The following is a 25,248-nucleotide window of genomic DNA, read 5'->3' as shown; positions in this document are numbered from 1 at the left end:
CTTTCAGTCATTTACAAGGGTCATGACCTCGGTCCATTCGGGAGCAGCATCCGCCGCACCATGACGGGTCGTCGCCAGCGCACCGCACGCGGAAGCAATGCGTGCAGCGTCCATAAGACCGGCGCCGCGAGCGAGTGCTACAGCGAGCCCGGCATTGAAACAGTCTCCTGCCGCCACCGTATCCACAGGTTTGACGGCGAAGGGCCCCAGATGCCCTGAATGCGTCCCGTCATGCCAGAAAACGCCTTCTGCTCCCATTTTCACCAGCACCGCACGCACGCCCTTTGACAACAGGGCCTCCGCAGCCTCACGCGCCTTTGCGGGATCTGTGGGACGGATACCTGTCAGACTGAAAGTTTCACTTTCATTCGGCGTCAGAACATCGATCTCAGACCACAAGGCGTCCGCAAGTCCATGCTCCGGAGCCGGTGCGGGGTCCAGAATGACCGTGGCTCCCGTTTTGCGAGCCTGTCGGGCCGCAGCCAGAACGGCACCCTGCGGGATTTCAAGCTGCAGCAGCAGAATCTTTGCCCGCTCCAGCCAGGGAGCGGCAGCCGTAACATCACTGACATCCACCGCCATGTTGGCCCCACCGGCCACGGTGATGCAATTTTCGGCCGCCGCATCAATTCCGATCAAGGCGATGCCAGTGGGATTCTCCGGATCATCGCGCAAAGCGGAGAGGTCCACGCCAAAACCGGACAGAGCGCTTCGAGCCTGCGCACCGAAAGCGTCGCAGCCAACGCGCCCGGCAAGCGCTACGTCGATATCGAGTGTCCGGGCCAGTCGCGCAGCCGCAGCAGCCTGATTGCTACCCTTGCCTCCGAGCCCGACCGTATAGGTCTCCGCGTGCACGGTTTCTCCGGGGCGGGGAAGGCGCTGACTGCGTGCCGTCAGATCAATATTGATGCTGCCAAAAGAAAGAATCAGGGGCGTCCGCATGGTCATGTTCACGAGGCCAGAAGCTGGAGAAACGGAGGATTTCCGGCCTCGTGCTTATCCGACCCCTGAACCGTCCACAAGAACCCGTCTCGACCGGATCACGAACTATTTCATCAGGATAACCGTCTCGACCTTCACCATGGGATTGACCGAATGAAGCAGGGTACTCATGCCCCACTGTCGCTGGTCGAATGTACCATGGCTGACGATCCGCATTAGCGTATTGCCCTGAAACCGCAGGTCGGTCGCAAGCACCAGCGGATGGGTCTGACCACGCATGCTCAGCGTTCCAGCCAATTCAGTATGCAGCCGACCTCTTACAATCCGTGGACGGCAGTCTCCAACATATTTCATGACAGGGTGAGTGTCGCTGTCGAGCATCAGACCGGAAAGCATGATCTGTTTCATGACGGCACTTCCGACCTTCAGTGAAGCGACATTCATCGTCAGCTCCACATGACAGCTCTGCCGGTCCAGATCATAGGTCAGCGCACCTGACACATCATCGAAACTGCCATCCACGTCCGTCAGCGCCGACCGTGCATACAGGCGGGCCTGCGTATTGACTGGAGACAGGACGAGGTCCTGCCTCGCGGCACTGGCCTGCCTACAAAACATCAGACACAGAATAAATATCACGGGGAAAAGACCGTATTTCATTATCCGACACCTTCTCCTGAGACGGCTTCGCCTTCCAAAACTTCCCACAACCGGATCGGTTCGTCTCTCTACCTTTTTTGATGTACCGAGACTGTGGCTTTCACAAATGAATGTGTTAGGCTTGCCACCTTCAATCGGCCGCGCGAAAGTCCCGTTGTCCCTCATGCGACCTCCCTGCCCGCCTCTGCCTGTCTGTCGGTATTCGGCCAGCCTGCGTCCGGGCATTTTATGCTTTCTGGCGACGGCCGGATGTTCTCTGCGGGGTGCCCCCTCGTTCCCGATCGTGGGAGCCTATTTTCCTGACTGGATGCTCTGCGGACTCATAGGTATTGCCACAACCATTGGGCTTCGGGTCCTATTCCTGCTAACGGGGGTGGATACGGTGCTCAGCTTTCGTCTCTTCACTTATGTCGCACTGGGCGTCGTCGCCGCCCTGACGGTGTGGACGCTGGTATTCGGACCCTGATCGTGAAGCGCATTCCCGTCTCAGGCAAAAAAACCGTCGGTATTATCATCGCCTTTCTCTGTGTTGGGACTGCCGCCATCTTCGGCGTTCACGTCTCCCATGAGGACAGCGCCCATCCGTCTTCCGATAGTGGAAGCATCGATGCGGAAATGGTGCATGTGGCGTCGACCGTCGGTGGTCGACTGAAAGAGCTGAACGTTTCGGTCAACCAGCATGTCCACAAGGGCGACATCCTGTACCGGCTGGACTCCGAACCCTATGAACTGACCGTCCGTCAGGCACAGGCCAATCTGGACCTCGCCAGCGCGGAAGTTGAAAACCAGACCCGTCTTCTGGGCGTCAAAACCTCCAATGCCGCCAGTGCGGATGAACAGGTCGTCCGGGCCCGCACCAACCGCGACCTCGCGGCCCGTACCGTGCAGCGGCTTCAGCCTCTGGCCGGAAAATCTTACATCCCGTGGCAGCAATACGATCAGGCCCGCGTCGCCCTGCACGATGCCGAGGTCTCGTTGGCCCAATCCCGCAACCAGTCCGCTGCGGCAACCACAGCTATCGGGGATCTGAAAAGCTCCCTTGCCGCGCGCGATGCCGCTCAGACGGTTTTGGATCTTGCACGCTACGAACTTCGTCAGACGACGGTCAAAGCCCCGGCTGACGGATACGTCACCAGTTTGCGCGTCAAAGCCGGCGAAGTTCTGGCACCCTCGCAGGTCCTGTTCACTCTGATTGCAGATGACGAATGGTATGCCACTGCCAATATCCGGGAAATCAATCTGAGCGCCGTGCGGATCGGAGACTGCGTAACAGTCTACTCCATGATCGACCGTCGCACTCCGATCCGTGGGCATGTCCAAAGCATCGGCTGGGGCGTCCTCTCCGCCGATTCGGCCGGGATCGCACGTTCGCTGCCGATTGTGCCCCGTCAGATGGACTGGGTGCATGTGGCCCAGCGTTTCCCGGTCCGCATCCAACTGGAAAAAACCAATCCGCTCCTGCTTCGCCTTGGAGCTACCGCAACGATCGAGATCCGGCATGGCGCGGCCTGTCCCTGACGCGGCCGATACACCTGCCACAACGAGGTCCGATCGGATAAGTGCGGACCAGAGATGTCCTGATCAGACACGACCAGGATTATCGCCCGGCCTGAGCCTTCGCCGCGTCTGGCGCCTTGTCAGCGATCCGGCTCCCGGGCGTCTCGGTTATGCCATCCGGATGGCAGCAGGATGCACCACAACAGTTCTGGTTGGTGAAATCTGGCAGGTTCCGGAACTGGCCGTCCCGGCGCTCGTGACCATGGCCCTGTGGCAGAAGGACCGTGTCAGCAACGCCCTGGTCGGTGTTGGCGTAAATATCGTAATCCTGATCCTTCTGACGATCATCTATGGCCTGATCCACCTGACGCTCGATCACCCCATGGGCTTGGTGATCGTCACCGCCCTTTTGTCCTTCGCATTTTTCTTCCTCGGCTCAGCCAGCAAGCTCAAACCCGTCGCCTATATGATCGGCCTGAGCACCATCTATGGGCTGATCGCAATCGACGACGTTCCGGTCGGCGAAGTCGTAACGCGCGCCCTGCTTTATACGGATCTGTTTCTCGCCGTGCCCGGGACGGTCATGGTCGTGCTCGGTTTGCTGATCTGCCCCTCTCCGCGCAGAGTGCTGACCAACGATATCGCTGCCAGACTTCGCATGGCGTATCGCCTGCTGAACAACCCCGACGGACGTCTGCGCGAACAGGCTACGGACATGCTGCGCGAAGGCACAACCGGCATGATGAAATCGGTCAAGATGGCGGGACTGGAAAAAATCTGGTCTCCTCATGATCTGGCCTGCCTGAAACAGGCTGCCATTAGCAGCGTCAGCATCCTCGCCCTCGCCGATGCAGCAAGCCGAAGCGCAATACCGCAAGGCGATGCGGCCTGCCTGACGCAGGTTTTTGAAAAAATGGCGGCCATATTTGCCGACGGCGACTATCCAGCCGACATTGAGCGTCCGGCCCTCAGTATGAGCTCCGATACCATCCGAGAGATGGCGAATCTGCTTCCGAATTTTACAACGCCCCCCGTCGAAAGCAGCGAAACGGACTCAGAAAAGAAAAAGTCCGGCTTTTTCGATGAAGACGCGTTCAGCAATCCCGACCACGTCCGCTTTGCCGTCAAGGGAACGGCAGCCGTGATGCTGAGCTACCTGACATTCAAGGCGCTCGACTGGCAGGGAATTCACACCTGCATCATTACCTGCTTCATCGTCGCACTTCCAACAATGGGGGAAATGGTCTCCAAACTGACGCTCCGCATTTCAGGCGCCCTGATCGGCGGTGCGTTCGGGATCGCCTCCATCATTTTCGTTATGCCACACCTGGATGGCATTACCGGCTTTCTGGCACTGGTATTTGTAGTCTCCCTGATCGGGGCCTGGGTCAAAACCGGCGACGAGCGCATTGCCTATGCAGGATTTCAGATCGGGCTCGCATTCTACCTAACAGACCTCAAGGGCTACGGCCCGACCAGCGATATGGCAACCGCGCGGGACCGGATCGTCGGGATCATGCTCGGCAATTTCATCACCTATGCCATGTTCACAAGCTTCTGGCCTGCCAGCGCCTATGACGGGCTCGGTGACAGACTGCGCGGACTGAAAGACTGCCTGATACGACAGACACGGGCTACAACGCCCCAGACCCGGACGAAGGCTCTCGCCGAGACCCAGTCCGCCCTGCTCGAAAGCGAACGCACATTGGAATATGCCATGTCCGAGCCTGTCCATATGCGCGCTGACCGGCGCCAAATTGAGACTGCCCGCAGCGCGATTGACGACGCCGCGATCCTATCGGAGGAGCTGCTCGCCACGCCTGGACGCGCAGATTTTCCCGAGCGCGCAGCACGACTGGAACGGATTGCTTCATGACCTGCCCGACCGCCTCTCATGCGTTCGCATTCCGCACTGTATTGCGCTTCAGCTCCCTTCTCGTGCCCTGTCTGCTCGCATCCTGCGCGACACAGGCTCTGGACAGCGCACCCGCAGCGCCGAACCGGCCATGGCAGCCCAATATCGCCGCCAACGGCGAGATCCTTCCTGGCCGACATGATCCGCACGCTCTCAATCTGCCCTCAGGCTATACGCTTCCTTCCAATACGCGGATCCACACACGAGCACCCGCACCGGAACTTCAGGTCCAGACAGGACACGCCTACTCGCTGGCGGAACTGATCGACATCGCGCAGTCCGCAAATCCAGAAACGCGACGCGCCTGGAACATGGCGCGGGACGCTGCGCTCGCGGTCGGGATCGCCCGCAGCACCTATCTGCCACGCCTGACCGCGACAGTCATAGGCGGCTACAACCACAGCCGCAATGACGGAGCAAACCCCACTCTCACCAATGCCGGCACGGCGGGCAGCGTAATCAACTCAGGACTGAGCGGTCTCGAAAACGCACTGGGCGGTATTCGCAACAACACTTCAGGCGCAGGCGAAGTCCAGACACTGGGCATGGAATGGCTTCTGTTCGATTTCGGAAAACGCGAAGCCGTCATTGAGGCCACGAAACAGGCCCAGATCGCCAGTAATATCCTCTTTACCGCAGCCCATCAGAAAATCATCTATGGCGTAACGACTGCCTATTATACGCATGAAGCCGCCGCAGGCCGCGTGCGGCTTCTGCGTCTTGCAAGGGACAATGCGAAGTTCGTACAAACCTCCGCTGAAGCCAGACTGCGTCAGGGTCAGGGCACGATCGTGGATGTCACACAGGCGCGACAGGCCACAGCACAAACGGAACTGCGACTGGTTCAGGCCGAAGGCGACGAAGAAAATACCCGCCTCGACCTGCTCAACGCCATCGGGATTTCCCCAGCGTCGAAACTTGAAACGCTTGATATTTCCGGCCGACCACTCGCTGTGGACGATATGCGTCTGACGGATGCGTTCGTCCAGCAGGCCGTTTCCCGCAGGCCCGACGTTCTTGCGGCCTATGCCAGTGCCAAGGCCGCAAGAAGCAGAGTGCAGGCCGCACGAAGTGAATTCCTGCCCAAGGTTTTCATGACAGGCAACGTCGCTTACACGACCGGTCGACTGGCTCTCTCTTCCATCCCGGGTGTCGGAAGTGAAGCGCCGCCAACGCTGAACCTGTCCAGCAACTCCTTCAGTAGCCTGATCCTCGGCGGCATCACTGTCCCGATCTTCGACGGCGGAACCCGCGCGGCCTTACTGAAGCAGGCGCAGGACCAGTCGGATAGCGCGGATGCGACCCTTCGGCAGACCGTAGACAGCTCCGTCAAACAGATCGTCGCGGCAGAGAATGCCCTGCGGACAAGCCTGAGCGCCTATGCCGCTTCGGGACGACTTGAAACCGCAGCAAAAACCAGTTTCGACGCTTCCACCACAGCTTATCGCAGTGGTGTCGGATCACTGACCCAGACCAGTATCGCTCAAAACGGATATCTGGACGCAACTCTCAGCCATTCCGACGCCTATTATGCGGCCCTTATTGCAGCAGCGGGCCTCGCTTTTGGAACTGGATCAATCAGCCGCGACTGATGCTCGAAATACCAGAAGGTATTCCGAGCAGGTCACTCCGCAGACAAGAGCCAGAAATTAAATTCTCAAAAATAAATAACAGTAATAGTTTAATTTAATTTTCTACTTTATAAATAATATATTAAATCTCTATAGATTTTAATTCAAGTAATTATTCAGATATTTTCATTAATATTCCCCGGAGAAGATCATGTCCAAACCCCGCCTGCGTCTTGCTATCGACATGGATGAAGTCATTGCCGATGCGTGTTCGGCGCAAAGAACATGGTTCCGCGAAACCTTTGGTTATGACTGGAGCGATACCGAGCTTCAGGGACGTCATTTCAGGGATCTCGTGACGCCTGACGAATTCGCCGCCATGGAAACCATGCTCCATCAGGGTGATTTCTTTGCGACACTCTCCGTCATGCCAGGTGCTCAGGAGGCTATTTCAGCACTGTGCGAAACATGTGAAGTCTTCATCACGACCGCTGCCATGGAATATCCTGCTTCATGCGCCCCGAAATTTGCATGGCTGCGGGAGCACTTCCCCTGCATTTCCCCGCTTAATATCGTTTTCTGCGGAGACAAAAGCATTCTCGCCGCAGATGTGATGATCGACGACAATCTTCGCCATTTCAGACGGTTTCAGGGACAGGGCATTCTGTTTACGGCCCCTCACAATATGTCGGATATCTGGAACCCGCGCGCCGGGACCTGGCAGGATGCCCTGACAATTGTGGACGAGATCGATGGGAAGCGATGAAAAACGCTACCTCTGTGTCTTTCAGGAAACAGGGGCGAGCAAACTCATGCAGAGATTGCACGAAATCGGGAGAATCATTTTGACACCAAGTGCCAAAATCCGGAAAGGATGCACCAGCTTTACGATATAGACCGATCAGGATCGACCGTTCATGAAATCTGCACGCCTGCTGCTTTGCCTTCTCTCCGGTTCTGTTCTGAGCAGTCTGCCAGCATTTGCAGCGGAAACGCAACCATCTTCGCGTGCGGACGCAACTCCAGGTCACACTCCTTCCCGCCCTTCATCCGTTTCCTCGCCCACCTCCCCGACACGGGCCGCCGAAAAAGCAGCGACCATCACCCCGAAACCGGAAACCATCGTCGTCCACCGACGCAACGGCTCCGGAACCGCTGCTGATTACCGGACGAAAAACGTGGCTCTCGGCCCGCTCGGAACGCGTTCGATCCTTGATACGCCAATGTCCATCATGGCGGTTCCTCACGACGTCCTGGTCAACCAGCAGACCCGTAATATCAACGACCTGGTGGCTTATGTTCCCTCAGCGCAGCTCGAAATGCGCGGCGATCCGAATACCAGCCGTCCGCAGTCCCGCGGCTTTGAAGGCGATGTAATTGCCAATACCCGCATGGACGGGCTGAATATGGTCATCACCACGCCTTACGCTGCCGAACAGTTCGACAGCCTTCAGGTTCTCAACGGTCTGGCAGGCGCCCTTTACGGCCCCCAGAATCCGGCGGGAACATTCGACTTCACGCTCAAGCGCCCGACGGACCGGATGACCGAGCGCTTCGTCGTGGGAACGGATTCCATCGGCTCCCCACTGGAGAGCGCAGATGTCTCAGGTCGGGTGGGAAAGAACGGCTGGTTCGGATATCGCCTGAACCTGCTGAACCAGAACGGCGAAGGTTATGTCGAAGGCTCGCATCTGCGGCGTGATCTCGTCAGCGGCGATTTCGACATCCATCTCTCGCCCAAGACCGTCATCCAGATCGACGCCAGCCAGTACACCTATGCCGAACGTGGCTATCCGGGCGGTTTCGCGTACAGCACCGCGATCCAGCTTCCCCAGGCACCGGATCTGAGCCAGAAGGGTTATGGCCAGCCACAGGCGGGCTATAACATGGAAACCGACACGGCCATGGCCAAGATCATCCATACCTTCAACGACAACTGGAGCCTGAAGCTCGGCGGATTGTGGCAGAACGCGGCCCGGAACGTGTTCAGTACATCGAACCAGCTTCTCAATTCCGCGGGACTGTACCGCCAGACGATTTCGGCGGCTTTGACAGCCAATGACTTCGTGGCCGGCAGCAACATGGCCTACCTGAACGGCAAGTTCCGCACCGGTCCGCTGCGTCACCAGATCGAACTCGGTACGAACGGGTATGTCATGGGGAACTACAACCCCACATCCTCGACCGGCACCCTGACGCTGGGAGAAGCCACGATCGGCCATCCGAAGAGCTTCGCGAGCGTCCAACCGTATTATTCCGGCCGCTACAAATCCGCCGATACGATGAACCAGTCACTGCTGGCAGGCGACACCATCTCGCTCGGCAAACACTGGTCGATCATGGGATCCCTCGCCTGGAGCTGGCTGAGCACGAACAACTACGCCAAGACGGGAACCAAGACGTCCAGCTATAACCGCTCTGCCGCGTTCAGTCCGATGACGAGCCTGATGTACAAGCCGACGGACAATCAGACGCTGTATTTCACCTGGGGGCGCTCGCTTCAGGCAGGAACGACGGCACCTGCGGGGTCGGCCAATGTCAATGAAGTCACGGCGCCGCTGCGCTCGGAAGAATACGAAGTCGGTTACAAGATCCTCGTCGCCAAACGCATCCAGGTGAACATCGCGGGTTTCCGCATGTCGCGCCCGTTCGGCTTCGTGGACCCTGCGACGAATGTCTATGGCAATTTCGGCAACCAGAGGAATTATGGCGTCGAGTTCCAGGCTTCGGGCAACATCACCGAGAACCTGACATTCCTCGGCGGCATGACCTGGCTGGACGCCCAGCTTCTGGACACGAACTCCGCCAAGACCGCCAACAAGCAGGTCGTGGGCGTCCCGCCGCTGATGGCGAACGCGCTGCTGGATTATCGCCTGCCCTTCCTGAAAGGCGCTGCCGTCAACGCGAACGTTCATTACATGGGCCGCCGCGCCGCCAATGTGTACAACACGACCTTCGCGCCGTCCTATGTCACGCTGGACCTGGGTGCGCGTTATGCGACCCATGCCTACGGACAGCCGCTGGTCTTCCGTTTCGGGGTCAACAACGTTACGAACCAGAGCTACTGGGCGTCCGTCTATCCGTCGAGCATCAATGGTGTGAGTACAGCCACGAACTCGGCGGTCGCCGGTCTGCCGCGCACCTATCACTTCAGCATCGAGCTGGACCTCTGAGGTTTAGCCCGAACTCAAGGGGAAATCATCCTGCCACAGCAGCGGCTGAAGCGTGAACGTCCGACGCAGGATGGCTTCCAGATCGGATTTCCCCTCCGTTTTCCTCCATTCGTCCAGCGCGGTCCGGAACGTCGCGATCGCCGTCCGGGCCAGAAGCCGGGCCGCGAGAGACGGCATTTCAGTCGCGGGCAACCGGGCAATCAACGCAGTTGCCAGCGTCTCTTCCCATTCTGAATATCGCCGAAGGGCCATGTCCCGCAGGGCAGGCGTTTCTTCCACCAGTCTGACAACGCCATAAGCATCCATCCTGTCGGACGAATAGCACGCCACGACCGGCACCAGCCCGGCTAGAACAGCCTCCTGTAACGGAACGTTCTGGGGCACCTCACGGATGGCATCCGTCAGGATCGTCGTAACCCCATTGGTCCATGCGAGAATGATATCGGCTTTGCCGGGAAAGTACCGAAACAGTGTACGTCGGGAAATCTGCGCGGCCTCGGCAATCTCGTCGACGGACGTCTCTTCATATCCCCGGGTGGAGAACAGGCGCATGGCCTCCCGCACCAGTGCGGCGTGGGTACGGTCCTTCTTGCGCTGCCGGAGCGGCCCATCCTGTTCTGCGTCAGTCGTCATGCCGTCCAGTTATCCCGAAGTCCCCAAGGAGCATAGACCCGATCTGAAAAACCCTTCCGGGCACAAGCCTGTAACGGGCGCGCACCAGAACGTCATTTTCAAGCTGTTGCCAGACCGCCACAAGATCTCCGACCCCGGTCAAAACTGCGACTTCGCGGAAAAACGGGCGCCTGCCAACCACACGATCCTGAAACACCTGCGCCAGAACCATAGCCACAGGGTCACGCGTACAGCAAAGACATCCAGCCACATGCCGGTTCATGAAAGGCGAGACTGCCGGACTATCGACAACATCCCCCCACCCGCCATCCACCCCCGGATCACCGATGAGCAGGGCGTCGCGTCTGCGCTCTCTGGACCACTCCGCCGGATCGGAGAGGAGGGTCAGCGGGATCAGTGCATTGCCGGAAGACGTCATACGATCTTCTGTAGCAGCCCTGCGCAGCGCGGGCAGCATTTTCATGGTGCTGCCTCTTTGCCGGAGGAGAGCCGTTTTGCTACACCCTCCTGTCCCTGACCGTGTATAGAAGCGCAAGCCCGATCCCGGCTCCGATATCCATTCCCCCATCCACAACTACAGAGCGTTCTGCCCATGTCCTCACGTCCCCATCTGCTTGACGCCCTCGCCGATCAGGTCCTGCTGTGTGACGGCGGCATGGGATCGCGTGTGCAGATGCTGGATCTGGAAGTCGAGCGTGATTACTGGGGACAGGAAAACTGTACGGAAATCCTGAACCTTTCGCGCCCCGAACTCGTCCGCGAAATCCATCGCGGCTATTTCGAAGCCGGCGCGGACATGGTGGAGACGAACACGTTCGGTGGCTCCATCGTCACGCTGGCGGAGTTCGGGCTGCAGGACCGTACACGCGAAATCAACCGTACTGCTGCGACACTGGCCCGCGAAGCCGCTGAGACGTTTTCGGATGGCCGCCACCGCTATGTCCTGGGCTCCATCGGTCCGGGCACGAAACTGCCGACGCTGGGCAACATTTCCTATGACGATCTGGAAGCAGGTCTGGTCGAACAGTGCCGCGGCCTGATTGATGGCGGCGTTGACGGGTTCCTGATCGAAACGTGTCAGGACACACTTCAGATCAAGGCAGCCGTGAACGCCGCCAAGATTGCGCGGATCGAACTGGGTTCGGATGCACCGATCTTCGTGCAGGTCACGGTCGAGACCACGGGCACGCTACTGGTCGGCCCCGATATCGCCGCTGCTGCCACGACCGTTCAGGCGCTGGACGTCCCCTCACTCGGCCTGAACTGCGCGACCGGCCCGCAGGAAATGGGCGAGCATGTCCGCTGGCTGTCAGAAAACTGGCCTGGCCTCATTTCCATGCAGCCCAATGCCGGCCTGCCCGAGCTTGTGGACGGCAAGACCGTCTATCCGCTCAGCCCCGAAGAAATGGCCGTCTGGATGGAGCGCTTCGTCAAGGAGGACGGGCTGAACCTGATTGGCGGCTGCTGTGGCACCTCCACACCGCATATTCAGGCGCTGGACGGGATGCTCCGTCGCCTTGGTGGCACGAAACTGCGCCCTGCCCCGGTCAAGCGCAGTACGGTCTGGATGCCGTCGGTCTCCAGCCTTTATACCCAGACGCCGCTGCGTCAGGAGAACAGCTACTTCTCCATCGGCGAACGCTGCAACGCGAACGGCTCCAAGAAATGGCGCGAGCTTCAGGAAGCCAATGACTGGGACGGCTGCGTCGCCATCGGGCGCGAACAGGCCGCCGAGGGCTCCAACGCGCTCGATATCTGCACGGCCTTCGTCGGGCGGGACGAAGTCCGTGAAATGAACGAGGTCGTCACGCGCTTCACGTCGTCCGTGAACGCGCCGCTGGTGATTGATTCCACCGAAACCCCCGTCATTGAGGCCGCGCTCAAGCTGCATGGCGGCAAGCCGATCATCAACTCGATCAATTTTGAAGACGGTGAAGAACAGGCGCATGCCCGCATGAAGCTGGCCCGCAAGTTCGGCGCGGCGATGATTGCACTCACGATTGATGAAGTCGGCATGGCGAAAGAGCCGCAGGACAAGCTGCGCATTGCCGAGCGTCTGGTCGATTTCGCCTGCACCCAGTACGGGCTGCCGCAGTCTGACCTGATGATCGACCCGCTGACCTTCACCATCGCGACAGGCGTGGAAGATGACCGCAAGCTCGGGCAGTGGACGCTTGAAGGCATCAAGCTGATCCGCGACAAATTCCCCGACATCCAGATCATTCTCGGCCTGTCGAACATTTCCTTTGGCCTGAATCCGGCCGCGCGTGCGGTGCTGAATTCGGTGTTTCTCGACCATGCCGTCAAGGCGGGCATGACGGGCGCGATCGTGCACGTCTCCAAGATCCGTCCGTTGCATCTGATCGCAGCTGAAGAGGTCAAGGTCGCGGAAGACCTGATCTTCGACCGCCGGACCGAGGATTACGATCCGCTCCAGAAGCTGCTGGAGCTGTTCGCTGGGCGCAAAGCAGCCGATGCCGTCAAGAAGCGTCGCGCCGAAACCCCTGCGGAACGTCTGAAAGACCGGATCGTGGACGGTGACCGCAAGGGCATCGAACAGGATCTCGAAGACGCGATGGCGGAAATGCCGGCGCTCGACATCATCAACAATGTCCTGCTCGATGGCATGAAGGTCGTGGGGGAACTGTTCGGTTCGGGCAAGATGCAACTCCCGTTCGTGCTGCAATCCGCCGAGACGATGAAGACCGCCGTTGCCTGGCTTGAGCCCCACATGGAGCGCGTGGAAGGCCAGCATCGCGGCACGATGGTGCTCGCCACCGTCAAGGGTGACGTGCATGACATCGGCAAAAATCTCGTGGACATCATCCTGACCAATAACGGCTATCAGGTCATCAATCTGGGCATCAAGGTGCCTCTCGCGGACATGCTGGCGGCGGTAAAGGAACATAAAGCCGATGCGCTGGGCATGTCCGGGCTTCTGGTGAAGTCCACAGTCATCATGCGCGAGAACCTCGAGGAAATGCACCGTCAGGGCTTTGACCTTCCGGTCATTCTGGGTGGCGCGGCCCTGACGCGGAATTACGTCGAGGAAGAATGCGCCCGCTCCTATGGCGCCGGCGAGCCGGGGCGTGTGGCCTATGCGCGCGATGCGTTTGACGGTCTGGGCCTGATGGACAAAATCGCCAACAACGACCTCGACTCCTATCTCGGCGCGATCCAGACGCGCCGCGCCAGTCAGGCAAGCCGCAAGACCGAACGCGCGCCAGAAATCGCGGAAACACGCGGCTTTGGCGAGGTGGATCGTGAGGCCGCAAAGGCCCGGCGTGAGCGGGTTTCGGGTTCCGAGCCGGCCATTACGCCGCCCTTCTGGGGCGCACGCGTGCTCGAAGCGACGCCGAATGCGGTTCTGCCGTTTCTCAATGAACGGTCGCTGTACCAATTTCAGTGGGGCTTCCGAAAACAGGGCCGTTCGCTCGACGAATTCATGGAATACGCCAAGACCGAACTCCGTCCCGTCCTGAAACGCATGTTGGCGCTAAGTGCGGAGCAGGACATCATTCGGCCGCAGGCGATTTACGGCTACTGGAAAGCGGCGGGCGACGGGAACGACCTTGTGCTGTTTGAAGAGGACGGCATGACGGAAGCCGCACGTTTCACCATGCCGCGCCAGCCCAAGGATGACGGCGAGTGTATCGCCGATTTCGTCCGCGATATCAGCGATGACGTCCGCGATGTGGTCGGGCTTCAGGTCGTGACGGTTGGGCAGAAAGCGTCCGATCTGGCACGGGTTTGGTTCGAGGAAAACCGCTATCAGGACTACCTGTACCTGCATGGCCTGTCGGTCGAAATGGCGGAAGCCATGGCGGAATACACCCACAAGCGCATCCGCGCCGAACTGGGTTTTGCCAGCGAAGACGATCGCGACATGGAGAAGCTACTGTCGCAGTCCTATCGCGGCTCGCGCTATTCCTTCGGCTACCCCGCCTGCCCCCGGCTTGAGGATCAGGAACCGATCCTGAAAATGCTTGATGCCGAACGTATCGGTGTGTCGCTTTCGGACGGCTATCAGCTTCATCCTGAACAGTCGACATCCGCGCTTGTGATGCTGAACCCGCGGGCGAAATACTTCACCGTCTGAGAACGGCAGGCTTTCAATAAAGACGAGAAAAGACACTCCATGACGGCCCCATCAGTTTCGCAGACCACCTATGTCCTGACGCTTTCCTGCCCCAACCGACCCGGCATCGTGGCGGCAATCAGCGGCAGGCTTGCGGAATTGAACGCCAACATCACCGAAGCCCAGCAGTTTGATGATCGGGATAGCACGATCTTTTTCATGCGGATCGTCTTCGAGATCACTGACGGCCGGACCAGCATACCACAGCTTCACGACGCGCTGACTGTTCTGGGTGAGGCGTTCAGCATGGACTGGGCGCTGCATGACCGGAGTGTAAAGCCAAAGGTCCTGCTGATGGTCTCGCGTTTTGATCACTGCCTGGTCGATCTGCTGTATCGTTGGCGTATTGGGGAACTGCCGATTGAACCGGTCGGAATCGTATCGAACCATCCGCGCGAGGTTTTCGCGGATCTGGATTTCTACGGCATTCCGTTCCACCACCTCCCCGTCACGAAAGACACGAAACCTGAGCAGGAAGCCCATATTCTGGAGCTCTTTGCCGCGAGCGGAGCCGAACTGGTCATCCTCGCGCGTTACATGCAGGTCCTGTCCAATGACATGGCCGCCAGCCTGTCAGGGCGGTGCATCAATATCCACCATTCCTTCCTCCCCGGCTTCAAGGGCGCGCGCCCCTATCATCAGGCTTTTGCGCGTGGCGTGAAGCTCATCGGTGCTACGGCTCATTACGTCACGCGGGATCTGGATGAAGGCCCGATCATCGAACAGGATGTGGAACGCATTTCGCATGCCGATACGCCCGAGGACCTGATCCGCAAAGGACGCGATATCGAACGTCGTGTTCTGGCCCGCGCGGTCCGCTACCACATCGAGCGCCGGACCATCATCAACGGCAACAGAACAGTCGTCTTCACGCCCTGAGCCCTGCTTTTCGTCGACAGGACATGAATATTTCGCACGACACCTGGAATATTCTCTCCTAGGCTCGACCCGGCATGTTCATAGTCGGCAGTAATATTCAGATGACTCTCCGGAAAACGCTTCTTTCATTTGCTCTGTTCACGTCGCTAATCGCCCAGACTGCGTGTTCCGGCGACCTGATCCTTGAGAAAAGGCTGACCCCCGCCGACACCCTGCGCGAGACCACGAACCGCACCGTCGTGCCCGGCACGTTCGTCATGACCGTGAAAAGCGTAAACGTCTTCAACAAGATGGTCTTCCTCAATTCCGAAGACACCTATCTCGACCGCGCCAATGTCGCCGTGCAGATCACGTCTGGCGTGGCCTATAACGCCGATATCCGTTTCGGGGGCGATTTCCGCAAGATGGTGCTGAACCGCAAGATCCTCGTGATCGGATCAGCCATGAAAGTAGGCGCAGATCTGGAACAGGGCATCATCGTGAACAACAAGGATGATTACCGGACCTATATCTTCGTCAGCCGGGCCAGCAATATTTTCCTGAGATAATCGCGCGCAATATCTGATATTGCATCGCACATTGATTTTTCGACAGATTATTCCGTTTTATAACCCTATAACGATACGAAGATATTTCGCGAAATCATGATCCGGACTATGAAGAGCCTCCTTTCTTCATGCCGGATCCTGTCATGACCGTCTCTTCCATCTCTGCTCCGGACCGCCTTCAGGCCGTTCTCAAGGCCCTCCAGCCTATCATGGGCGAGCAGATCAGCACGGCGCCCTCCGTTCGTGAAGAACACAGCCACGGCGAGGCCATGAATGCCTCCCGACTGCCGGAAGCGGTTGTTTTTGCCGAAAGCACGCAGGATGTCGCAACCGTTCTGCGACACTGTCATGAATGGCACGTTCCGGTTGTGGCATTCGGGGCCGGTACCTCGGTGGAAGGCCATGTCGTCCCACCCGAAGAGTCCATCAGCCTCGATCTGTCGCGCATGACCGCGATCGTGGAACTGAATGCCGAGGATCTGGACTGCCGGGTTCAGGCGGGGATCACGCGGCAGACCCTGAACGTGGAAATCCGCGATACCGGGCTATTTTTTCCGGTCGATCCCGGCGGAGAAGCCACGATCGGCGGCATGTGCGCCACTCGCGCTTCCGGCACTGCCGCCGTGCGTTACGGCACAATGAAGGAAAATGTGCTGGGCCTGACGGTCGTTCTTGCAACCGGCGAAGTCATCCGCACGGGCGGCCGGGTCCGGAAATCTTCCACCGGCTATGACCTGACGTCCCTGTTCATCGGTTCGGAAGGCACGCTCGGAATCATCACAGAAGTCCAACTCCGCCTACACGGGCGTCCGGACAGTGTTTCGGCCGCGATCTGCCAGTTCGAGAATCTGCATGACGCCACCCAGACCGCCATGGAAATCATCCAGTGCGGCATCCCCATCACCCGCGTGGAACTGATGGACAGTGTGCAGATGGCGGCGTCCATTCAGTATTCGGGGCTAAAAGAATATCAGCCTCTGACCACTCTGTTTTTTGAGTTCACAGGCTCCCCGGCCGCCGTACGCGAGCAGGTCGAGACGACCGAGGCTATCGCGTCTGGCAATAATGGACTCGGTTTTGCCTGGGCCGAAAGCCCCGAAGACCGCACCCGTCTGTGGAAGGCGAGGCATGATGCCTACTGGGCGGCCAAAGCCATTGTTCCGGGAGCACGCGTCATCTCCACGGACTGTATCGTCCCGATTTCCCGCCTGGGAGAGCTGATCGAAGGTGTCCATCACGATATCGAGGCTTCTGGCCTGCGCGCACCGCTTCTGGGCCATGTGGGAGATGGTAATTTCCACACACTCATCATCACGGACGACACCGCGGAAGGACATCAGCTCGCCCTCGACCTGGACCGGAAAATCGTGGCCCGCGCTCTATCGCTGAACGGATCGTGCAGCGGAGAACACGGCGTCGGCATGGGGAAGCTGGAATTTCTGGAAACCGAACATGGCGCAGGAAGTCTCAGCGTAATGCGCGCCCTGAAAAACACGATGGACCCACACCATATCCTCAATCCCGGCAAACTCGTCCCGACGGGCCCGGTTTACAAGGGCTGAGCTTTCAGGGATCTTCTCGCGCGTTTTCTTTCCAGCTCTGTCCGGATTTCAGCCTCATGCCGTCAGTTTCCAGTCTCTGCCCCGATATCGTTCTGATCGGCGCAGGAATTATGAGCACCACGCTGGCGGCGTTGCTGCGGGACCTTGATCCGTCCCTGTCGATGATAATATTCGAAACACTGGCAGATTGTGGACAAGAAAGCTCCTATCCCTGGAACAATGCCGGGACAGGCCATGCTGGCAACTGCGAACTGAACTATACCCCCCAGCGTGCGGATGGCACCGTCGATATTTCCAAAGCTCTTGCGGTCAATACGGAGTTTGACCTCTCCCGGCAGCTCTGGTCGCACTGGATCCGGGATGGACGGATCGCGGACCCAGGCTCGTTCGTACAGCCCTGCCCTCATATCAGTCTGGTCTGGGGAGCTGAAGACGTGGCCTTTCTCAAGGCCCGATACGACGCCATGGTCGCCCATCACTGCTTTGCCAACATGGAATATACGGACAATCCCGACGTTATCGCGCAATGGGCTCCCCTCGTCATGGCAGGACGTGACACGAGCCAGCCTGTCGCCGCTACGCGTATCCGGGAAGGCACGGATGTCAATTTCGGGGCCCTCACCCATCTCCTGACCTCTTCCCTGAAAACGGCCGCTGATGTTTCGATCCGCTACACTCACCGCGTTACGGACCTGACGCGGACGGAGGACGGTCGCTGGCGCATCACTGCCACGAACACGCAGACCGGAGAGACGGTGACGGTTCTGAGCAGAACGGTTTTCGTGGGCGCAGGTGGAAATGCCCTGCCCCTGCTTCAGAAAGCCGGCATTCCTGAAGTGGCTCATCACGCTGGCTTTCCGGTCAGCGGCCTCTGGCTCCGCTGCGACAATCCCGACATTACGCAGCAGCACCATGCCAAGGTTTATGGCAAGGCGCCCCTCGGCTCGCCGCCCATGTCTGTCCCTCATCTGGACACCCGCGTGATTGATGGAAAATCATGCCTCCTGTTTGGTCCCTATGCCGGTTTTTCAACGAAATTTCTCCGCAACGGCTCCTGGACCGACTACTTTCGCTCCCTCACACCAAAGAACATCGTTCCCGCGCTGACAGCGGGAAAAGACAATCTGGTCCTTGTGGATTATCTCGTCCGACAGGTGCTTCAGTCCGGCGAGGCCCGCTTCGACGCCCTTTGCGAGGTCTATCCGACAGCCAGATCATCGGACTGGAGCAAAGTCGTCGCCGGACAACGCGTCCAGATCATCCGGCCGGAAAAAGGACTTCACGGAACCCTGCGTTTCGGGACAGAAATCGTTGAAAGCGCTGACCGCTCCATCATCGCGGTTCTGGGCGCATCACCGGGCGCCTCGATTGCAGCGTCCATCGCTCTAAAAATCGTCCAGAGCGTCTTCTCTGAACGGTTCACCGACATGCAATGGCTGGCCCGGTTGAAGCAGATCTTTCCGTCCTGGGGGATAGACCTCACCCGGGATGCGGAGACCTGCCGGATGTTGCGCGATGAAACCGCCCGTGTTCTGAAAATTACTCCGACACCCTGATTATCACTTTTTTTGGACAGGGTTCCGCATATCAGGCGTTACACAGCGTTTTCTGTCTGTTATGATAAATGTGATATTACAGCGTCTGCCTGTAAGCATGTTCAGGGAATGATTTGAGACATGACTGATGGTTCGGGCTCCGTGACTGCGACTGCCTCGCTGCAGGCTTCCAGACGGCGCGATAATACGGCCCGGCAGAAGCAGATCCTTGATGTTCTCCTTGAAGCGGGCAGCGCCACGATCGAGGGCCTTGCAGAGCGCTTCGACGTCAGCCGTATGACCATACACCGCGATGCCCATGCACTTGTCCAGCAGGGCCTGATCGACAAGCTTCACGGCAGCATCGTGTTGCGCAACAAGATCACAACCCAGAAAACAGTCAATTTCCGCCGCTCCCGTGCAACGGATCTCAAGGATGCGATCATTCAGCGTGCAATCTCGCTGATCCAGCCTGAACAGGTTCTGGTGCTCGATGACTCGACGACAGTTGCCGCGATGCTTCCCCTTCTGCCCGCACTGGCCCCCCTGACCATCATCACCAATGCGATCGGCGTCATTCAGGCCCTGTCACCGTACCCCAATCTGAAACTGATCTGTCTTGGCGGAGACTATAATCCACCGCGCAATGCGTTTTTCGGGCTGGTCTGCGAGCAGGCCGCACAGTCCCTGCGTGCCAACATGATGTTTCTCTCAACCTCTATCATCCATAACGCCACCGCGTTCCAGAACGACCAGGACGTCGTGAAAGTGAAGCGGGCGATGATGGATATTGCAGACCAGAAGATCCTGCTGGTGGACAGCACGAAATTCCGCAAAGGAGGCCTTCACCGCCTCGGCTCGCTTTCCGAATTCGACCGCGTCCTGACGGACTCCCAGATCAAGCCTTCACTCAGCAAATCCCTGACCCAGGATGGCGTAAACCTCGAAATCTGCACCTGATTTCAGAAGGTCAGATTTTTGCGAGCTTCTGCATGAACTGACGCAGCCCTCCCTGAATCGCCTCTTCAAAACGGGCCAGGGTTTCCGCCCCGACATAGTGTTCCACTCCCTCGGCATCGACCCGGGCATTTTCCTCGCTGACGCCCAGCGCCAGCAGAAAAGCCTCCACGATCCGATGACGGTGACGGGCCCTGTCGGCCATTTCCTGTCCTGCGGGCGTTAGAAAGACACCCCGATAGGGTCTCTGCGTGACGTAACCTTCCGTCGCAAGTCTGGCGAGCATTTTCGCCACTGTAGGCTGCGAAACGCCCAGCCGACCAGCGATATCAACCTGGCGGGCCTCCTGACCTTCGGACAGGAGATCCGAAATCAGTTCCACATAGTCTTCGACCAGCACATTCCGCCGGGCGGCACGATTGGCACGAAAGCCCTCTGAATGGGTTTCAACGTCAGGCAGTGTTTCCTTGAGCGCTGCGTCTTTCTGACGTCTTTTCCGTTCCATCCCTGTTCCGTAGCCTTTTATGGAAAACATTATTCGGGGCCGAATAAAACATTCCTACCATTCTGACCAGTCCATAGACCTCTCTGGCGGCATGTCGCATTACTTATAAATATAGCATATTGAATATAAAATCGGGATGCGATTGAATACAGACCCTATGCCAGACATGCCCTCCAGAACGCCGCGTTCCGCCGCCCGAATTTCTTCTGAAATCCGGCAGAGCCTGCCTGATGCCTTTTCCAGCATTCATGTTCCCGGAGCAGAGGCTTCCTGGATAAGACGATTTCTAGCGTTTGTCGGGCCAGGTTTTATGGTTTCGGTTGGATATATGGATCCGGGAAACTGGGCGACCGACCTTCAGGGAGGTGCTCGATACGGCTATACCCTGCTCTGCGTCATCATGCTGTCAAACCTGATGGCCATTCTGCTACAGGCCCTTTCCGCGCGGCTGGGAATTGCTACGGGCTGCGATCTGGCACAGGCCTGCCGCGACCATTTTTCGCCCCGGGTGAACATCGTGCTCTGGCTGGCCTGCGAACTGGCCATCATTGCCTGTGATCTGGCCGAGGTGATCGGGACGGCGGTGGCACTCCAGCTCCTGTTCGGCTTGCCCCTTCTGGGGGGCGCCCTCCTTTCCATTCTGGATGCTCTCATCGTCCTGCTGTTGATGAATCGCGGCTTTCGCTATCTGGAAGCCTTCGTCATAGGGCTTCTCGGTATTATCGCGGTCTGTTTCGGAATCCAGCTTTTCGCCGCAGCCCCTCCCCTGCACAGCGTTCTCGCAGGCCTGCTGCCCGATCCCCGGATCGTAACAACGCCCGGTATGCTCTACATCGCAATTGGCATCATCGGCGCAACGGTCATGCCACATAACCTCTATCTGCACTCGTCCATCGTGCAGACCCGCGCCTATGAACGCTCTCCTGAAGGACGTCGCGACGCGATCCGCTGGACGACCTGGGACAGCACAATTGCCCTGACGCTCGCACTGTTCATCAACGCTGCCATCCTGATCGTCGCTGCGGCGGCGTTTCACCTGTCCGGTCATCAGGATGTTGCGGAAATTCAGGATGCCTACAGGCTTCTGTCGCCCATTCTCGGGCTGGGGATGGCCTCCACGCTTTTCGCGCTTGCCCTTCTGGCAGCAGGTACGAATTCGACGATCACCGGGACGCTCGCCGGGCAGATCATCATGGAGGGCTTTCTCCATCTCCGCCTGCCACACTGGGTCCGGCGCCTGCTGACGCGAGGACTGGCCATCATCCCCGTGGCGATTGTGACCTTGATCTACGGCAACCGGGGCGTGGGCGATCTTCTGATGGCCAGTCAGGTCATCCTGTCGCTGCAACTGCCTTTTGCAGTCATTCCGCTGGTCATGTTCGTCTCGGACAGAAAGAAAATGGGGGAATTCACGATTTCCATGCCCATTCGCCTCCTGTCGTGGGGCGTAGCGGCCCTGATCCTGCTGCTGAACTTCAAACTGCTCTACGATACGCTCGCAGGCTAACCGTTCAGCAGCGGATCAGGACGGATTGACGATCCATGGACTGGCCCGAAAGACCGACCATCCCGTATGCTGGACGAGCCGTTCCAGCGCACGCGTTCCCAGAAGCGAATTCCCCTGCGCATTCAGGCCAGGCGACCAGACCGCGATGGAGGAGACACCCGGCGCAACCGCCAGAATCCCCCCCCCAACCCCGGATTTGCCCGGCAATCCGACACGGATCGCGAAGGCGCCCGACCCGTCGTAATGTCCGCACATCATCATCAGGGCGAGGATCGTCTGGGCATTGCGCTCGGACATGACGCGCTCGCCTGTCAGAGGATTTAGCCCCCCTGTCATGAGATAGGTTCCGACCTGCGCAAGCTGATGGCAGCTCATGGTCAGGGCACACTGATGGAAATAGAAATCCAGCGTGTCCTCAACGACATTCCGGATATTGCCGAACGTCCGCATGTAATTCGCCAGCGCCATGTTGCGATAGCCGGTCTCCCGCTCCTGCCGGGCGACATCCGTATCAATATCTACCGAACCGGGCTCACTGACCAACGGCCGCAGAAAGTCCAGCAGACGACTCTGTGCCCTGTCGCGACCGTAACGAGAGACAAGAATGTCCGCGACGACGATTGCCCCCGCATTGATAAAAGGATTGCGCGGAATCCCGTGTTCGTTTTCGAGCTGGACGATGGAATTGAAGGCACTTCCCGACGGCTCCTGACGGACACGCCCCCAGAGTTCGTCACCCATCGTGTTGAGCGCCATACTGAGACTGAAGACCTTGGAGACGCTCTGTACCGAGAACGGAACCTCTGCATCTCCGACCGTATGTGTTTCACCGTCCATTCCCACAACAGCCATGCCAAAACGATCAAGATCCACCCTCGCAAGCGGCGGAATATAATTGGCGACTGCACCGCGTTCGGAAGCGGTCCGCATTTCCTCCGCAATGGAGCTGATAATGGACGCGAGAGTGGTCATATGCCCCCGGAAGGCGAAGCGCGATGTGATTGAAAGAACAACAGTTTCACAGGCGGGGATGCCGACGGGCAACCCGCAGGAAGTTCAGGAGGGATATGCGGTCAAAGCATGGCTGAGAGCAGCGCCCGTCTTCTCACGCAGGGCCACTCCTTGCGCAGGCCATCAGGGCGAAACCACCCGATGACGCACGACCTGCCCGACAATCACGAGCGCAGGGGACTTCACACCGGTCTGCGCCGCCTGCCCCGCAATCGTATCCAGCGTTCCGGTCAGAACACGCTGGGACGGCTGGGTTCCGCGCTCCACGATCGCCACCGGCCAGTCAGCAGGCAGCCCCTTGGCGCGCAGACCCGTGACCAACTGAGGCAGGGTCGAAATGCCCATATAGATCACAACGGTCTGTCGACGATCGGCCATGTCGTCCCAGGGCAGGTCCAGAACGCCGTCCGCCCGGGCGTGCCCGGTGACGAAAAGACACGCCTGTGCGCAGTCCCGGTGCGTCAAAGGAATACCGGAACAGGCCGCACAGCCATTCGCAGCTGAAATTCCGGGAACCAGACGAAAGGACACCCCGGCTTCGACCAGCGCCTCGATCTCCTCGCCGCCCCGCCCGAAAATGAATGGGTCTCCTCCCTTGAGGCGCAGAACACGCTCGCCGGCCTGAGCCCGGCGCACCATTTCCTGATTGATTTCGTCCTGAGGCAACGCATGACGATCGCGCTTCTTGCCAACGAACACCAGTTCGGCATCCCGCCGGACCATATCCAGCAGCGCAGGCGACAACAGATTATCGTAAAGCACGGAATCTGCATTCTGCATCAGATGCAGGGCCTTGAGAGTGAGCAGATCCGGATCCCCTGGACCGGCACCGACAAGCCACACTTCTCCCTTACGGACGCGTGTTTCAAGCAGTCCATTCAGAAACATGTCGGCGCGGTCTTCATCGCTCTGCCGGGCAGCGTCCGCACCCGGACCATCCAGGAAATCCTCCCAGATACGCTTGCGATCTCCGACTTCGGGATAACGGGAAGACACCAGCGCACGTCGCGCCTGCATATAGGTCGCAAGACGTCCGGTTCCTTCCGGCAGAAGCCGCTCGATCTGCTCCCGAAGGCGCCGCGCCAGAACAGGCGCTGCCCCACCTGTGGAGACAGCAACACGCACCAGACCTCTACGAACCTGCGCAGGCGTGATGAAGCTGGAAGGGGCGGGATCATCTACGGCACATACCGGGATATTCAGTTCGTCAGCCAGGGCCGCAACCCGGCGATTGACCTCCCGGCTGTCCGTTGCTGCGTAAACCAGCCTACAGCCTGGCAGATATGTCCGCAGTAACGCGTCTTCAGCATCCCCGCCGACATGCGTCACCTTGCCCGCCTCCACCCAGTCCTTCACGACTGGGTGCAGTTTTTCAGCCAGAACGTCGATCCGTGCCCCGTGATCGAGCAGAAGCCGTCCTTTGTTGACGGCAATCTCCCCCCCTCCGACAAGCAGCACGCGCGCGCCCTCAAGACGGAGCGATATCGGGAACCATCCCGTCTGGGACGGGGTATCCGAACTGGATGGCGAAGGACTGGACAGCATGGACGTGGACGGTTCCGGATCAGGACGGGATGGCAAACTCATGCCCGTCATTCAGCGACACCCGGACCCGAAGGTCAAATTCCGCACTCCCTTCCATTCAGAGCAAGAGCGTGAAAGCCAATTACCAGCTTCCTTGACGGCCCGGTCCATTATTCATGTTCGGGCTCCCCATACCCGGTCCGCTGCGGGACGGTCCATTCATGCCCCGCCAGTGATCATGATGGCGATGATGATGACGGTCGCCGTCATAAGGGCCGGCACAGGCTGTCATCGAGAGGGTCAGGCCACCCCCGAGAAGCAGAGCGAGAATCTTTTTCATCACTGTCTCCTTTGAAATAATCTGGCGGGAAACGACACCGCGGGGATCCGGGTTTCCTTGCCACATCATATAACCAAATGTGACAGAAAGCCGGACGATGAATAAATTCCGTCATTTTGCGCCGGATAATGCTACTACTTGAGAAATCCACTCCCGGTTACCCGCATCAACCAGCCGATTTTCTTCTCCGGAACTGTCACCATGCCCCAGCTTATGGTCAGAATTTTCAAGTCACTTCAGGAAGGGCCGGGTTTTCTCGTCCTGATCATGCTTGTGTCTGTAGCGGTCTTCGTGGGATATGAGGTTCTGCACGCACTTGTCGGATAGGATTTCTGGCATATTCCACGGCGC

The 25,248-nt window shown here is 58.7% G+C and carries 22 protein-coding genes; 14 read left to right on the top strand and 8 right to left on the bottom strand.

Features of this window, described 5'->3' with window-relative positions; translation table 11 throughout:
- Positions 1 to 3 precede the first annotated feature (3 nt).
- Together GKA01_RS06995 and GKA01_RS06990 are read right to left on the bottom strand one after the other, a co-directional pair.
- A complete protein-coding gene (locus GKA01_RS06995; protein ID WP_146860643.1) occupies positions 4 to 948 on the bottom strand; it encodes a ribokinase in 945 nt (314 codons plus the stop codon).
- A 99-nt stretch (positions 949 to 1,047) separates the two neighbouring features.
- On the bottom strand, positions 1,048 to 1,602 hold the full coding sequence (locus GKA01_RS06990; protein WP_146860640.1) for a YceI family protein: 555 nt from the start codon (positions 1,600 to 1,602) through the stop codon (positions 1,048 to 1,050).
- 163 nt (positions 1,603 to 1,765) lie between these two features.
- Here GKA01_RS06990 and GKA01_RS06985 point away from each other — a divergent pair, with 163 nt between their 5' ends.
- From GKA01_RS06985 to GKA01_RS06960, 6 genes are all read left to right on the top strand, one after another.
- Positions 1,766 to 2,068, top strand: a complete 303-nt coding sequence (locus GKA01_RS06985) for a YtcA family lipoprotein (RefSeq protein WP_194265789.1) — start codon at positions 1,766 to 1,768, stop codon at positions 2,066 to 2,068.
- A gap of 2 nt (positions 2,069 to 2,070) precedes the next feature.
- Positions 2,071 to 3,120: a multidrug transporter subunit MdtN gene (mdtN, locus tag GKA01_RS06980; RefSeq protein WP_146860633.1), complete on the top strand. Its 1,050-nt coding sequence runs from the start codon at positions 2,071 to 2,073 to the stop codon at positions 3,118 to 3,120.
- Complete coding sequence (locus GKA01_RS06975; protein WP_146860630.1) at positions 3,101 to 4,975, top strand: FUSC family protein; 1,875 nt, start codon at positions 3,101 to 3,103, stop codon at positions 4,973 to 4,975. The genes mdtN and GKA01_RS06975 overlap by 20 nt, the downstream gene beginning before the upstream one ends.
- Positions 4,972 to 6,606 (top strand): TolC family protein, encoded by a 1,635-nt coding sequence (locus tag GKA01_RS06970; RefSeq protein WP_228119692.1) that lies wholly within the window; start codon positions 4,972 to 4,974, stop codon positions 6,604 to 6,606. The genes GKA01_RS06975 and GKA01_RS06970 overlap by 4 nt, the downstream gene beginning before the upstream one ends.
- Positions 6,607 to 6,796: 190 nt before the next feature.
- Positions 6,797 to 7,351, top strand: a complete 555-nt coding sequence (locus tag GKA01_RS06965; RefSeq protein WP_146860628.1) for a 5' nucleotidase, NT5C type — start codon at positions 6,797 to 6,799, stop codon at positions 7,349 to 7,351.
- A 151-nt stretch (positions 7,352 to 7,502) separates the two neighbouring features.
- Positions 7,503 to 9,758, top strand: a complete 2,256-nt coding sequence (locus GKA01_RS06960) for a TonB-dependent receptor (RefSeq protein ID WP_146860626.1) — start codon at positions 7,503 to 7,505, stop codon at positions 9,756 to 9,758.
- Positions 9,759 to 9,761: 3 nt separating this feature from the next.
- Here GKA01_RS06960 and GKA01_RS06955 read toward each other — a convergent pair whose 3' ends face one another.
- Positions 9,762 to 10,391, bottom strand: a complete 630-nt coding sequence (locus GKA01_RS06955) for a TetR family transcriptional regulator (RefSeq protein WP_146860624.1) — start codon at positions 10,389 to 10,391, stop codon at positions 9,762 to 9,764.
- A complete protein-coding gene (locus GKA01_RS06950) occupies positions 10,381 to 10,854 on the bottom strand; it encodes a hypothetical protein (protein WP_146860622.1) in 474 nt (157 codons plus the stop codon). Before GKA01_RS06950 ends, GKA01_RS06955 begins: the two co-directional genes overlap by 11 nt.
- A 129-nt stretch (positions 10,855 to 10,983) precedes the next feature.
- On the opposite strand from GKA01_RS06950, the gene metH reads away from it, so the two are divergent.
- The 6 genes from metH to GKA01_RS06920 all read left to right on the top strand — a co-directional run bounded on the left by metH (position 10,984) and on the right by GKA01_RS06920 (position 20,013).
- Positions 10,984 to 14,490, top strand: a complete 3,507-nt coding sequence (gene metH / locus GKA01_RS06945; protein ID WP_146860619.1) for a methionine synthase — start codon at positions 10,984 to 10,986, stop codon at positions 14,488 to 14,490.
- A 39-nt stretch (positions 14,491 to 14,529) separates the two neighbouring features.
- Positions 14,530 to 15,408 (top strand): formyltetrahydrofolate deformylase, encoded by an 879-nt coding sequence (gene purU, locus GKA01_RS06940; RefSeq protein WP_146860616.1) that lies wholly within the window; start codon positions 14,530 to 14,532, stop codon positions 15,406 to 15,408.
- 101 nt (positions 15,409 to 15,509) lie between these two features.
- A complete protein-coding gene (locus GKA01_RS06935; protein WP_146860613.1) occupies positions 15,510 to 15,956 on the top strand; it encodes a hypothetical protein in 447 nt (148 codons plus the stop codon).
- Between the two features lie 143 nt (positions 15,957 to 16,099).
- Positions 16,100 to 17,518 carry an FAD-binding oxidoreductase gene (locus GKA01_RS06930; RefSeq protein ID WP_146860610.1) on the top strand — a complete coding sequence of 473 codons (1,419 nt, stop codon included), beginning with the start codon at positions 16,100 to 16,102 and terminating at the stop codon, positions 17,516 to 17,518.
- 56 nt (positions 17,519 to 17,574) lie between these two features.
- Complete coding sequence (gene mqo / locus GKA01_RS06925; protein WP_146860607.1) at positions 17,575 to 19,074, top strand: malate dehydrogenase (quinone); 1,500 nt, start codon at positions 17,575 to 17,577, stop codon at positions 19,072 to 19,074.
- Between the two features lie 120 nt (positions 19,075 to 19,194).
- Positions 19,195 to 20,013, top strand: a complete 819-nt coding sequence (locus GKA01_RS06920; RefSeq protein WP_146860604.1) for a DeoR/GlpR family DNA-binding transcription regulator — start codon at positions 19,195 to 19,197, stop codon at positions 20,011 to 20,013.
- A 10-nt stretch (positions 20,014 to 20,023) separates the two neighbouring features.
- Here GKA01_RS06920 and mntR read toward each other — a convergent pair whose 3' ends face one another.
- Positions 20,024 to 20,515, bottom strand: coding sequence for a manganese-binding transcriptional regulator MntR (gene mntR, locus GKA01_RS06915; protein ID WP_146860600.1), 492 nt, complete (start codon positions 20,513 to 20,515; stop codon positions 20,024 to 20,026).
- A 157-nt stretch (positions 20,516 to 20,672) separates the two neighbouring features.
- Here mntR and GKA01_RS06910 point away from each other — a divergent pair, with 157 nt between their 5' ends.
- Positions 20,673 to 22,022 carry an Nramp family divalent metal transporter gene (locus GKA01_RS06910; RefSeq protein ID WP_146860597.1) on the top strand — a complete coding sequence of 450 codons (1,350 nt, stop codon included), beginning with the start codon at positions 20,673 to 20,675 and terminating at the stop codon, positions 22,020 to 22,022.
- 15 nt (positions 22,023 to 22,037) lie between these two features.
- Here the strand turns inward: GKA01_RS06910 and GKA01_RS06905 are convergent, their stop codons facing one another.
- From GKA01_RS06905 to GKA01_RS06895, 3 genes are all read right to left on the bottom strand, one after another.
- Positions 22,038 to 22,994 carry a glutaminase gene (locus tag GKA01_RS06905; RefSeq protein WP_146860594.1) on the bottom strand — a complete coding sequence of 319 codons (957 nt, stop codon included), beginning with the start codon at positions 22,992 to 22,994 and terminating at the stop codon, positions 22,038 to 22,040.
- A 162-nt stretch (positions 22,995 to 23,156) separates the two neighbouring features.
- Positions 23,157 to 24,578 carry a siroheme synthase CysG gene (cysG, locus tag GKA01_RS06900; protein ID WP_146860725.1) on the bottom strand — a complete coding sequence of 474 codons (1,422 nt, stop codon included), beginning with the start codon at positions 24,576 to 24,578 and terminating at the stop codon, positions 23,157 to 23,159.
- A gap of 121 nt (positions 24,579 to 24,699) precedes the next feature.
- Positions 24,700 to 24,897 carry a hypothetical protein gene (locus GKA01_RS06895; protein WP_146860590.1) on the bottom strand — a complete coding sequence of 66 codons (198 nt, stop codon included), beginning with the start codon at positions 24,895 to 24,897 and terminating at the stop codon, positions 24,700 to 24,702.
- Between the two features lie 138 nt (positions 24,898 to 25,035).
- Between GKA01_RS06895 and GKA01_RS06890 the strand changes: the two genes are divergently transcribed.
- Positions 25,036 to 25,224 carry a hypothetical protein gene (locus GKA01_RS06890; protein ID WP_146860587.1) on the top strand — a complete coding sequence of 63 codons (189 nt, stop codon included), beginning with the start codon at positions 25,036 to 25,038 and terminating at the stop codon, positions 25,222 to 25,224.
- Positions 25,225 to 25,248 lie beyond the last annotated feature (24 nt).

This window comes from Gluconobacter kanchanaburiensis NBRC 103587 (assembly GCF_007988905.1).
Taxonomy (GTDB): Bacteria; Pseudomonadota; Alphaproteobacteria; order Acetobacterales; family Acetobacteraceae; genus Gluconobacter; species Gluconobacter kanchanaburiensis.
This window is presented reverse-complemented; position numbering and strand designations above follow the sequence as displayed.

Excerpts from the sequence above, each read along its gene's own strand:
- GKA01_RS06995 (WP_146860643.1), bottom strand. The coding sequence starts at position 948 with ATGACCATGCGGACGCCCCTGATTCTTTCTTTTGGCAGCATCAATATT.
- GKA01_RS06990 (WP_146860640.1), bottom strand. The coding sequence starts at position 1,602 with ATGAAATACGGTCTTTTCCCCGTGATATTTATTCTGTGTCTGATGTTT.
- GKA01_RS06985 (WP_194265789.1), top strand. The coding sequence starts at position 1,766 with ATGCGACCTCCCTGCCCGCCTCTGCCTGTCTGTCGGTATTCGGCCAGC.
- GKA01_RS06975 (WP_146860630.1), top strand. The coding sequence starts at position 3,101 with ATGGCGCGGCCTGTCCCTGACGCGGCCGATACACCTGCCACAACGAGG.
- GKA01_RS06970 (WP_228119692.1), top strand. The coding sequence starts at position 4,972 with ATGACCTGCCCGACCGCCTCTCATGCGTTCGCATTCCGCACTGTATTG.
- GKA01_RS06965 (WP_146860628.1), top strand. The coding sequence starts at position 6,797 with ATGTCCAAACCCCGCCTGCGTCTTGCTATCGACATGGATGAAGTCATT.
- GKA01_RS06960 (WP_146860626.1), top strand. The coding sequence starts at position 7,503 with ATGAAATCTGCACGCCTGCTGCTTTGCCTTCTCTCCGGTTCTGTTCTG.
- GKA01_RS06955 (WP_146860624.1), bottom strand. The coding sequence starts at position 10,391 with ATGACGACTGACGCAGAACAGGATGGGCCGCTCCGGCAGCGCAAGAAG.
- GKA01_RS06950 (WP_146860622.1), bottom strand. The coding sequence starts at position 10,854 with ATGAAAATGCTGCCCGCGCTGCGCAGGGCTGCTACAGAAGATCGTATG.
- metH (WP_146860619.1), top strand. The coding sequence starts at position 10,984 with ATGTCCTCACGTCCCCATCTGCTTGACGCCCTCGCCGATCAGGTCCTG.
- purU (WP_146860616.1), top strand. The coding sequence starts at position 14,530 with ATGACGGCCCCATCAGTTTCGCAGACCACCTATGTCCTGACGCTTTCC.
- GKA01_RS06935 (WP_146860613.1), top strand. The coding sequence starts at position 15,510 with ATGACTCTCCGGAAAACGCTTCTTTCATTTGCTCTGTTCACGTCGCTA.
- GKA01_RS06930 (WP_146860610.1), top strand. The coding sequence starts at position 16,100 with ATGACCGTCTCTTCCATCTCTGCTCCGGACCGCCTTCAGGCCGTTCTC.
- mqo (WP_146860607.1), top strand. The coding sequence starts at position 17,575 with ATGCCGTCAGTTTCCAGTCTCTGCCCCGATATCGTTCTGATCGGCGCA.
- GKA01_RS06920 (WP_146860604.1), top strand. The coding sequence starts at position 19,195 with ATGACTGATGGTTCGGGCTCCGTGACTGCGACTGCCTCGCTGCAGGCT.
- mntR (WP_146860600.1), bottom strand. The coding sequence starts at position 20,515 with ATGGAACGGAAAAGACGTCAGAAAGACGCAGCGCTCAAGGAAACACTG.
- GKA01_RS06910 (WP_146860597.1), top strand. The coding sequence starts at position 20,673 with ATGCCAGACATGCCCTCCAGAACGCCGCGTTCCGCCGCCCGAATTTCT.
- GKA01_RS06905 (WP_146860594.1), bottom strand. The coding sequence starts at position 22,994 with ATGACCACTCTCGCGTCCATTATCAGCTCCATTGCGGAGGAAATGCGG.
- cysG (WP_146860725.1), bottom strand. The coding sequence starts at position 24,578 with ATGCTGTCCAGTCCTTCGCCATCCAGTTCGGATACCCCGTCCCAGACG.
- GKA01_RS06895 (WP_146860590.1), bottom strand. The coding sequence starts at position 24,897 with ATGAAAAAGATTCTCGCTCTGCTTCTCGGGGGTGGCCTGACCCTCTCG.